This window comes from Paraburkholderia sp. LEh10, from assembly GCF_017814945.1.
In the GTDB taxonomy this organism is placed as follows: domain Bacteria; phylum Pseudomonadota; class Gammaproteobacteria; order Burkholderiales; family Burkholderiaceae; genus Paraburkholderia.
Map to the genome: position 1 here is coordinate 1 of NZ_JAGIPX010000125.1, position 10,417 is coordinate 10,417.

The 10,417-nt window shown below is 58.1% G+C and carries 6 protein-coding genes and 7 pseudogenes; 7 read left to right on the forward strand and 6 right to left on the reverse strand.

Annotated elements, in window-relative coordinates:
- Positions 1 to 653: 653 nt before the first annotated feature.
- The 3 genes from J8I87_RS45450 to J8I87_RS45460 form a co-directional block, all read right to left on the reverse strand.
- Entirely contained in the window at positions 654 to 857 is a 204-nt protein-coding gene (locus J8I87_RS45450; RefSeq protein ID WP_245254576.1) for a hypothetical protein, read from the reverse strand.
- 185 nt (positions 858 to 1,042) lie between these two features.
- Positions 1,043 to 1,918, reverse strand: a complete 876-nt coding sequence (locus tag J8I87_RS45455; RefSeq protein ID WP_245254577.1) for a cytochrome c peroxidase — start codon at positions 1,916 to 1,918, stop codon at positions 1,043 to 1,045.
- A complete protein-coding gene (locus J8I87_RS45460; RefSeq protein WP_245254578.1) occupies positions 1,819 to 2,037 on the reverse strand; it encodes a hypothetical protein in 219 nt (72 codons plus the stop codon). The genes J8I87_RS45455 and J8I87_RS45460 overlap by 100 nt, the downstream gene beginning before the upstream one ends.
- Before the next feature lie 105 nt (positions 2,038 to 2,142).
- On the opposite strand from J8I87_RS45460, the pseudogene J8I87_RS46565 reads away from it, so the two are divergent.
- The 3 genes and pseudogenes from J8I87_RS46565 to J8I87_RS45465 form a co-directional block, all read left to right on the forward strand.
- Positions 2,143 to 2,282 (forward strand): annotated as a pseudogene (locus J8I87_RS46565) (IS6 family transposase); the annotation flags it as partial.
- Between the two features lie 533 nt (positions 2,283 to 2,815).
- Complete coding sequence (locus J8I87_RS42205) at positions 2,816 to 4,021, forward strand: IS110 family transposase (RefSeq protein WP_209938488.1); 1,206 nt, start codon at positions 2,816 to 2,818, stop codon at positions 4,019 to 4,021.
- A 212-nt stretch (positions 4,022 to 4,233) separates the two neighbouring features.
- Positions 4,234 to 4,558, forward strand: a pseudogene (locus J8I87_RS45465) (hypothetical protein); the annotation flags it as partial.
- 27 nt (positions 4,559 to 4,585) lie between these two features.
- Here the strand turns inward: J8I87_RS45465 and J8I87_RS42210 are convergent.
- Positions 4,586 to 4,884: pseudogene (locus J8I87_RS42210) on the reverse strand (pirin family protein); the annotation flags it as partial.
- A 63-nt stretch (positions 4,885 to 4,947) separates the two neighbouring features.
- On the opposite strand from J8I87_RS42210, the pseudogene J8I87_RS45470 reads away from it, so the two are divergent.
- Positions 4,948 to 5,118, forward strand: a pseudogene (locus J8I87_RS45470) (LysR family transcriptional regulator); the annotation flags it as partial.
- A gap of 58 nt (positions 5,119 to 5,176) precedes the next feature.
- A pseudogene (locus tag J8I87_RS42215) lies at positions 5,177 to 5,744 on the forward strand (IS6 family transposase); the annotation flags it as partial.
- A gap of 14 nt (positions 5,745 to 5,758) precedes the next feature.
- Here J8I87_RS42215 and J8I87_RS42220 read toward each other — a convergent pair.
- Both J8I87_RS42220 and J8I87_RS46570 read right to left on the reverse strand, forming a co-directional pair.
- On the reverse strand, positions 5,759 to 6,775 hold the full coding sequence (locus tag J8I87_RS42220; RefSeq protein ID WP_209938489.1) for a 1-aminocyclopropane-1-carboxylate deaminase: 1,017 nt from the start codon (positions 6,773 to 6,775) through the stop codon (positions 5,759 to 5,761).
- Between the two features lie 48 nt (positions 6,776 to 6,823).
- A pseudogene (locus tag J8I87_RS46570) lies at positions 6,824 to 7,110 on the reverse strand (IS5/IS1182 family transposase); the annotation flags it as partial.
- A 925-nt stretch (positions 7,111 to 8,035) separates the two neighbouring features.
- Here J8I87_RS46570 and J8I87_RS42225 point away from each other — a divergent pair.
- Both J8I87_RS42225 and J8I87_RS42230 read left to right on the forward strand, forming a co-directional pair.
- Positions 8,036 to 9,196, forward strand: a complete 1,161-nt coding sequence (locus J8I87_RS42225; protein ID WP_209938491.1) for a porin — start codon at positions 8,036 to 8,038, stop codon at positions 9,194 to 9,196.
- A gap of 97 nt (positions 9,197 to 9,293) precedes the next feature.
- A pseudogene (locus J8I87_RS42230) lies at positions 9,294 to 10,046 on the forward strand (IS6 family transposase).
- Positions 10,047 to 10,417: the final 371 nt, after the last annotated feature.

The window sequence follows — 10,417 nt, forward strand, 5'->3', positions numbered from 1 at the left end:
CCTCTCGGAAAACGGGTGTCGGAATCCTCGTTTTACTCTAGGAGGCTTATCTCCGCGGCCCCTCCATAGTATCTAGGTAAATCGGTTAATGTGTCGGGCTAAACGAATTGAGAGCCGACTATGAGAAAGCTGAAGAGCGAACTGGTCGCAAGCCGTCACGTTGACCGTGATACGATCACTCTGTGTGCGCTCGTACCTGCTTGCAGGCTCGCGGGATCGACGACATAACATTCGATCCCGCGAGCCCGCAAGGCACGATAGATCCAGAACGCGTCCTAGCCCGCCTCGTAGCTTACGACGATTCGTAGTTCGGCTGGCAACGCCCAATTCTGCCGACGCTGTTCAATCAGCGACAGCACCACCTGCAGGCAGGATGCGGCCTGTAATCTGCGTCGCTGTATGTACGGCCGGCTGATCGCGGCGGCCATCATGTAACGCAACTTTCCACTTCGCCATTGCCAGCTCGAGCAACACCGCCAGTACAACTTCCCCGGCGCACCACCTGGAGACCTGTTGTGCGTGCATGATGCTCTCTTTTGAGCAAGCGTTGACGAGCTGATTTTACGGATCGCCTCGCCGACCTTCCTGCTACATAACTAAAACCGTCTAGCGCATTTGCCAGAGCGTTACGAGAGTCAGCCGCGGTCGTCGGATTAGTGGGTCGCGACGGGTTGGCGCGTGCCTGTTAGCGTCTTCAGGAACGCTACGATTGCGTTGACATCCGAGTCCGACAATTGCTTACCGACCTGATACGTCGCCATGTCACGCACAGCTTCGCGCAGATTGGTACGGCTGCCGTCGTGAAAATATGGCGCGGTCAGTTCCACGTTGCGCAGCGGTCGGCGTCTTGAACGCATGGCGGTCGAGCGCGTCGTTCGTAACGTTCGCCCGACCGTTATCCGCGGTGGAGGTATAGCCCCGCGCGGCGAAGTAGTCGGCCGCGAGGCCCATTCGCTCGAACGACCGCCCGCCCAGATTCTTGCCAACATGACAGGTCGCGCAATGGTTCGCCTTGAATAAGTGGTAGCCGCGCAGTTCTTCGCTATTCAGCGCATGCCTGTCCGCCGCGCAAGTAAGCATCGAAGCGACTCGGCGTTAGCAGTGTCGTCTCATATTGGGCGATCGCGTCTGTGATGTTCGCGCCCGACCAACCGTCCCGGTACACCGTCAGGAACTGTTGTGTCAGTGACGAGTCCTGCTTCAGCTTATCGATGATTTCACTCCATGACCTAGACGCCATTTCGACCGGATTCAGCGGTGGACCGCCCGCCTGTTCCTGCAGCGTGGCAGCGCGACCGTCCCGGAACTGCTTGTCGTTGAGCGCCGCGTTGAACACCGTCGGCGCGTCGACCAAGCCCAACTGTCCGCCCACACCGGACGAAACCTTCTTTCCGTCTACGCCCCCTGTCGACAGCGTGTGGCAGCTTGCACACGATATCGTGTTGTCCGCCGATAGTCGGACATCGTTGAAGAGCTGCCTTCCAACCGCGACCTTACCCGTGTCGGTCGGCAAAGAATCTGGCAACGGTTGCACAGGCTCGTTAGCGAATTCCGGTGCAACGCCGCGCGTCGCATATGCGCGGCGTTGTGACGCTATCCAGTCGAGCAGCGCGCGTTGATCGTCGGTCCTCAGTCCGGTTGTCCAGTGTACGAGGCGGAACAACTTTGGTGGCATGGCGCGTTCGTTCACAACGGTTTCCAGCTTCGCAAGATCGGCTTCGGGAGCTGGCATGCCGCTTTCGAGCGCCGCGTACAGGCTGTCGATGCGGAAGTAGGCGAGTCCAGTTTGCCTGTCATGTTCGGCTAGCTGACGAATGCCTAGTAGCGCAACATAGTTAGGTAGGACAGCTTTCCTCGAATGGCAGTAATAGCATGCGTTAGATCTAACACGTCGCGTACGCCGAACGCTTGTGGGCATACGGCCGGCCTCGCGACCGCTCTCTCCGCATAGTCCTTGTCGTGTACATACGCGATACCGCTAATACTGAGATAGCCAACCAGCACGAAGGCGATCGACGCGATCAGAAGTTTCTTCACTTGCTCTCCTGTTTGATCTTGATCGGAATTCGTTAACGCTGCCAAGCGACGACGCGCCGACCACACAGAAGACACAGCACTTGAACATTACGGCAAGTCAGGTGTCTGCAATATCCGCTCGATGCAATCCATCTCTGCATGCGCTCGCACGTTGTATATCCGCTCAGTCTGTGTCAGCTCGAGCAGATATTGGCCGAGCCGGGAATTTGATCATTCGACTGTGTGATCATTCGACGGTGCATCGCTGAGCGCTCAAACTGTTGCTGGAGCAGGCCCGCCGTGAAGAAGTGATGTGCAGTTGGTTGAATGATCTACCACAAAGCCTCGTTCCGCCATCATGTCTTCGGGGATTGCGGCTTTAGCACATAAGAAATGTAGCGCCATGATCAGGCGCTCATTGCTGTCGCCCGACGACGCTGCGACGTCCTGTTCGCCAGGCTGCGCGACGGCACACTCTATCTACCAACCAAAATCCGGCCCTACTGCTTGACGATCTCGTATCAGTCGACTCATCCGTCGAACTTCGTCGCAAGCCGAATCAGATATGCCCCGTTACTATCTTCACTCCTCGACAATCGAGGATTTGGCCAGCCAGGCCCGGCATGATTCTCGCCCCCAGTCGCAGTCATGATCCGGGGGGTGTTGTCACCGGGCCTGGTGGGTGGCTGGTGATCGCTAATAGGGGCTCGGCCAGGATATCTTGAGGCCGTCCGTAACGTGGATGCCGAGACTTGCCACCGATGTTGCAGGCCAAACCGTTCAACCTGCAAAGCCTCCGATGCAAGAAAACCAACAACATAGCTCTGTCGATGTATTTGTCGGCGTCGATGTCGGCAAAGGCCACCATCATGCCGTCGCCCTCGATCGGCGCGGAAAGCGCCTTTACAACAAGGCGCTGCCCAACGATGAGGCCAAGCTGCGCGCCCTCATTACCGAACTCAAGACGCACGGCCAGCTCCTGTTCGTCGTCGATCAACCCGCCACCATCGGCGCGTTGCCCGTGGCAGTCGCCCGTGATGAAGGTGTTCTGGTCGCATATCTACCGGGCCTGGCTATGCGCCGCATCGCCGACCTGCACGCCGGTGAGGCCAAGACTGATGCTCGCGATGCCGCCATCATTGCTGAAGCCGCGCGCTCAATGCCGCATACGCTGCGATCACTTCGGCTCGCTGACGAACCACTCGCCGAACTCACCATGCTGTGCGGCTTCGACGACGATCTGGCGGCCCAGATCACGCAGACCAGCAACCGCATTCGAGGTCTGCTCACCCAGATCCATCCGGCGCTCGAAAGGGTCCTGGGGCCGCGCCTCGACCATCCGGCCGTGCTCGATCTGCTTGAGCGATACCCATCACCCGCCGAGCTCGCCTCAGCCAGTGAGAAAACACTCGCCAACCGCCTCACCAAACTCGCCCCTCGCATGGGCAAGAGCCTGGCTGCCGACATCGTCCAGGCGCTCAACGAACAGGCTGTGATCGTGCCCGGTACTCAGGCCGCAACCATCGTCATGCCGCGTCTTGCCCAGCAGCTCGCATCCTTGCGTAAGCAACGCGAGGAGGTTGCCAGCGAAGTTGAACGTCTGGTGCACGCACACCCTCTTTGGCCGGTCCTGACCAGCATGCCGGGAGTCGGCGTCAGGACCGCCGCCAGACTCCTCACTGAAGTCGCTCACAAAGCGTTCGCCTCAGCCGCGCATCTGGCTGCCTACGCCGGCCTCGCCCCGGTCACCCGACGCTCGGGCTCGTCCATTCGGGGCGAACATCCGTCCCGACGGGGTAACAAGGTGCTCAAGAGAGCGCTCTTCCTCTCGGCCTTCGCTGCCCTGCGCGATCCAATCTCAAGGGACTATTACGCGCGCAAGGTCCAGCAGGGCAAGCGCCACAATCAGGCGCTCATCGCTCTCGCTCGACGACGCTGCGACGTCCTGTTCGCCATGCTGCGCGACGGCACCCTCTACCAACCAAAATCCGCCCCTACCGCTTGACGAATCACATAGGGGCACCCCCCAAAACCTCAACGTGACAACATCCTCGCCGCATGCTTGACGGGACAGATGCTAACCGCAGGTCATGCCTGATACAAGTGAATGTTGATTAAATTCGCATAAGGCAAATTTATATTGATCGGAAAGGCTGCAATTGAATCAATTGCTCGGACTCTCGCCCTTTATATAAATCATTTCATTTGATCAGGCCGGCAAAGGCCGATATACCTGAGCTCGCTCAGGTGATCCACATTTTCGTCAAAAGCGGTTGCACGCGTAAACAAGCACGCCGAGAACAGCCACTAACCGACCCGTAGGCGAGAACGCCGGCTGTGTGGTTGTCGCGATGCACGTCGCGCGCAGGCATTTCTTTCACGCTTCGGCCCGATCCGTCAGCGCTTCGCCAGACAGCAGATGAACGCTGCACGACATCGCTTCATACTCAAAGAACGCCTCCGCACTCGGCATGGTTGGACTGTCTCTTCCGCAGTCGATACAGATCTGATAAGAATAACGATTTTTGCAACAAACAGTTAGCCTACAACAGGCCAACTTGACAACGCCCTTCGAATGGTTGTATTCGCTGTGCGCCACACCGGTGCCGGCGCTCATCAACTGGATGCCGCCCCGCACGATCACCGTGCCATCGTGTCCGAGCGCGCCTTCGAGCACGTACGAAAAGATCTTCATGTCGCGATGCCGATGCTCGCCGAAGCCCCGCGTCGGCGCCAAACGGTCGTAGTTAGCCACCAGCAGGTCGGAAAAGCCGTTCTGCTTCGGGTCGTGATAGTGCGCGAACAAAAAGTATGACGCGAGCGGAGCCAGCCGTGTTCCGCGCGGCCGGCGTGTCTGATTTCGAACATGCTGTTTACTCCTTGAGTTTTGTCGTGTGATCCAGACCAGTGTTTGGCTGCGATCCCTGAACCAGCCCCGGTTATCTGCGTCGGCGTGGCAGCCCGGCCGGTGCCCGCCGATCTCGCGAACCATGAATGTCTGCTGTACGGCCACAGCGGCGCGGTCAGCTGGGAGTTCAGCGTCGACGGCGCGATGAAAAGGTCGAGGCGCGTGGGCCGTTGCGCGCCAATAACGGTTCTGTCGCGCTAAGACGTCGAGATAAAAATTGTCGCCCGAGCATGGAAGACGAATAGGACCGCGATGACACGGAAAGCGGCACGCGAGCTGCTGGCAGCAGGCGTCGGTAAAGTATTGCAGCAGGTACCTTATCCGCTCGACGTAATCCTGTTGCGTGTGCGCTGGTATGTGGCTATGCGTTGAGTCTGCGCGACCTCGAGGAAATGATGGCCGAGCGTGGGGTTGATGTCGACCATTCGACGGTGCACCACTGGGCCCTCAAGTTGCTGCCGCTATTTGAGAAAGCGTTCTGCTGTTGCAAGCGACCGCCGGGAAGAGCTGGCGCATGGACACAACCTATATCAAGGTTGGGCAGTCAGTGAAAGTACTTGTAGGTGCGGCGGATAAAGCCGGTAACACGGTTGGCTTCTTGCTGCGCGCCCGGCGCGGAACCGGGTCGTGCTCGAAGCCCTGAACGCCGGATGGGAAACGCCGATGGGAATTTGGCAGATCCAGTACCTGAACAACATCGCGGAGCAGGACCATCACGAAATCAAGCACGTCATCAGTGCCTATGATGGGCTTCAAGGATTTCCGTTGCGCGCGCATCATCTTGTCCGGCATTGAGTCGATTCACATCTTCGCACAGGGCGGATGTGAACCCCGTCATCCGTCGCGGAAGATAAAGCTATACGCGCTCAATGCCGGCACGCCGCCCAGATGCGCATACAGCACCTTCGAGCCTTCGGGAAATTCGCCGAGCCGCACCTTGTCGATCATTCCGTGCATCGACTTGCCTTCATAGACGGGGTCGGTCATCACGCCTTCGAGCCGCGCGCATAGACGAATCGCGTCCAGCGTGCCCTCGTTCGGCAGGCCGTATTCGGGGCCGCCATAGCGCGTATCGAGCACGACATCCTGCGCGGTGATGTCGCGGCCGAGATCGACCTTTTCCGCAGTGTGCTTTGCGATACGCGTGATCTGCTCGCGCGTCTGCTCGGGTTTCGCCGATGCGTCGATGCCGATCACGCGATCCGCGCGTCCATCGGCCGCGAAGCCGACGATCATGCCCGCCTGCGTGCTGCCCGTCACCGAGCACACGACGATGTAGTCGAACCTGAAACCAAGCTCAGCTTCCTGCTGGCGCACTTCTTCCGCGAAACCGACGAAGCCGAGACCGCCGAGCGGATGTTCCGAGCAGCCGGCGGGAATCGGATACGGCTTGCCGCCCGCGGCGCGCACGCTGTCGAGCGCCTCTTCCCAGCTCCTGCGAATGCCGATGTCGAAGCCGTCGGGCACGAGCCGCACGTCGGCGCCCATGATGCGCGACATCTGGATATTGCCGACGCGGTCATACACGGCGTCGTAGTAGTTGACCCAGTTCTCCTGCACGAGCACGCACTTCATGCCGAGATGCGCGGCGACGGCAGCGACCTGGCGCGTCTGGTTCGACTGGATGCCGCCGATCGACACGAGCGTATCGCAGCCTTGCGCAAGCGCGTCGGGGATCAGGTATTCGAGCTTGCGCGTCTTGTTGCCGCCGAACGCAAGGCCGCTGTTGCAGTCCTCGCGTTTCGCGTAAAGCTCGACCTTGCCGCCGAGATGCTCCGAGAGCCGCTTGAGCGGCTGGATCGGCGTCGGCCCGAAGGTGAGCGGGTAGCGCGCGAATCGTTGCAGGTTCATCGTGGCTCCGTGTAAGTGATTTTCGCGAGTTCATGGTATGAGGCCAGCTTAAAAATGTGACTCTGCTCGTTTAAATATGTTCCCGCAGACAAGCGAGCAAGCGAATTTGAAGAATGCTTCGTGAATATCGCTACAACGATTGAAGCAAATCCGAAGACGCTGGGAAGTCGCAGAGCCACGAGTGAGTCCGTCTACCATCCAGCGGAATTTGCCGGAACTGCTGCCATGTTTAGATCGATGCCGAGCAATCACTGGATTGATGCGACGATCACCGGCTGGCGATATGTGTCGGAGTCGTAGCCGCGATCGCCGTAAATTACCTTGGGCTTGCGAAGTGAGGTTCTTTCGCGTTAACGAAAGACCTAGTGAGCGCTCATTCTTGCCCGCTGCCTTCTCTAGCATTCGATCTTCCCCCATGATCGAATGCTTACAAACCAAATGGCGAATTTCGCACATGAGCGGTTCGCATGAAAACATGCGTTGGGGATACCAATCCGGCTGACAGCGTTGCGCTATGTCAGCAGCAGGAGATAGCACATTCACTGTGAGTCGGCCCATCGTTCGACCATGGCTGCATGGCCGGGTTTATCTGCGGGCAGCGTGATGAAAGGCTCGCCGTACCTTAAGGGGGAGCACCGGGTTGACCTCGGTAAAAGGTCGCCGGTGCAGTTGTGCCAACGTCCCGGTATTGAGCCTAAGTCGGCATAACCTATGCTTTGAAAGTGTAAAGCGATTTTAGGCCCTCGCAAGAGGGTCTCCGACGCCATACGCCAGCGCGCCTCGCGGTACGACGCTGATAACGAACATCTCAAGCGCGTTGATGCTGCCCGTGACCTCGGCGAGGACCTGGTGCCGCGCGGGCAGGAGCCTCATCATCGTAATGTTTATGCAACGGCAAAGCATGGAACTGAACCAAAGGGATAAAGGTGGTCATCATCGCGGCGGCCTGAAGCGGCTTAGGAATGGCTACAGCTGCCGAGCCGGTCAACGAAGGATGTTGCCTGTCTATCCGTGGGCGCGATAATGTTCGGCCAAACGCAGCCGTAGACAGACTCCGCGACAAAAATAACGAGGTCATTGCACACATCATCGATGTAACGAATTCCGGTGAGGCGTCAGCGGGTTACCGAGACTGCAAAGCATCTCGGCAAATCGGATAACAAATTGCGGCGGGGTTCCTGACGACGGCTTGCAATTCGTACCCGCTCCCGCGGGTAAAAGAAAAGTATGCAACAACCATGTTAGATAGGATAACGATTCGTGGTAGTGAAATCAGTCTGTGTAGCTTTATTCGGTGTGTGCTCACTCGCTCAGGCACAAAATAGTGTGACTCTGTACGGGGTTCTCGACGAAGGAATCATGTACCAAAGCAACGTTGCCGGCGAAAAGAGGGTTTCGCTTGATTCGCTTTCTGGTGTCATGGGAAGTCGGTGGGGCGTGACCGGTGTCGAGGACCTCGGCGGCGCTTTGCACGCGATTTTCACCCTTGAGTCGGGTGTGAACTTAAATAACGGTCAGGCTGCTCAGGGCGGCCTGGTTTTTGGTCGTCAGGCCTTCGTCGGTATCAAAAGCGACAACTGGGGTGGCCTGACATTTGGACGTCAATACGACATGATTTTCTACTTCCCCGAGCCGCTCACTGCCGAAGCGCTCGTGGGAGGCGCGCCCGCCGGGCACCCAGGGGACGGGGACAATGCGTGCAACACAGTTCGACTGAACAACTCAGTACGATACATGAGCGCTGACATCCGCGGCGTGAACTTCGGGGGGGAGTATAGCTTTGGTGGCGTTGCGGGTAATTTTACATCTACCAGCGGCTATTCCGTAGGTGCCGGGTACACGAACGGGCCATTAAAACTGGGGGCAGCATTCGAGTATTTTAAGAACCCCACCGCAGCGCCAAGCACAGGCTTTTTTACTGCCTATAAGACTGGGGGTTCTCCTCTTCAGGGCGCCCTGAACAAGGGATATGTTCCCGCTAAAGCGTACCAGTCGGCGGTCGTAGGAGCCAATTACACGATCGGCCCGGTTATCTTGGCAGCGTCGTTCTCCAACGTCCAATACGCAAATCTCGGCCCGTCGCTCGCAGAGGGAACGGCGATATTCAACAATTACGACGTTGGAATAATGTATCGTTTCAACCCAACTTGGACTGTCGCTGTATCATACGACTACTTACATTCGAATGGCGTTCAAAACGCTGCCGGCCACATAATCGGGAACCAGCATTTCAATCAGGTAACGATTTCAACCGACTACTTCCTGTCGAAACGCATCGATGTTTATTTCGGAATTGGTTGGCAGCAAGCATCAGGAACGTCGTCTCTCGGAACGCCCGCTGTTGCCAACATCGCCAACATGAACGATTCATCCAACAATCGCCAGGTCCTTGCTCGCGCTGCCATCCGTCACAGGTTCTGATTTGTGGCTAAGCCCACCTCATCACCCGAAGCGTAGATCACTCCCCTCGCGGCAATCCTCAACGGCACGGTCAGGTTGCTGAAGAGGTGACGGTAGAATGAAAACGAAATCGCTTTATCATGGTCACCGCTTCCCTGCGGTCGTTATCAGTTGGGCCCGTTCGCTGGTTCTGCCGGTTCAACCTGAGCCTGTGTGGCCTCGAGGAATTGTTGCTCGAGCGTGGTGTCGTGGACACGTACGAAACAATCCTTTGCCGGGGCGACAAGTTCGGCGCTGTACTCGGTGCGCCAAAGCGGCGCGGCGGAAGCCAGGCAGCATCTCGCATTTCGATGAGATGTTCGTGACTCTCGCGCAGAGAGCCGTATCTGTTGTGGCGCGCGCTCGACGAGCATGGCGGGTGCCGAACTCGACGTGCTGGAGCAAAAGCGTCGCGGCAAGTCCGCAGCAAAGCGCCTTTTTCGGCGGGTACTGCGCTCGAACCCGGTGCCGCGCACAATCGTTACCGACCAGCTACGCAGTTATCCGGCCGGCAAATGCCGATATACCTGAGTAGCTCAAGTGACCCACGTTTTCGTCAAAAGCGGCTGCACGCGCAAACAAGCATGCCGAGAGCAGCCACTAACCGACCCGTAGGCGAGAACGCCGGATGTGTGGCTTTCGCGATGCACGTCGCGCGCAGGCATTTCTTTCACGCTTCGGCCCGATCCGTCAACGCTTCCCCAGACAGCAGATGAGCGCTGCACGTCATCGCGTCATACTAAAAGAATGCCTCGGCACTCGGCATCGCTGGACTGTCTCTTCCGCAGTCGATACAGTTAAGAATAACGATTTTTGCGATGACCCGTTCTGAGCGACAGCCCCGGCGAGCGGGGCCTGTTTACATGGTGGGCGATGTATCGATCGCGCGATGGATGCGATGACGCGGTGGTGGCCTGCGCGGAGGCACGGACCACGGTTCGTAGTAGCGCCGGATCGGCTCACGATACGCCGCGCTGAACCACAGGAACTATTCCGAGAGTAGGTGCTGGATCTCTGCGCGGCCGCCTTGCCGGAGAATTCCGGCAGCGTTGGCGTGCGCGGTATGTCATCCGCTTGCCGGTTTCGAGCCTTCGTGTGTCTGGATTGCCCGGTTCCTCGGAATTTCTGGCTCTTTTGAAAATGCAGTGGGTAACGGCCGTCAGCGGGCATGCGAGTTGAATGCGGAGAAGTCGAGTTTGCCCG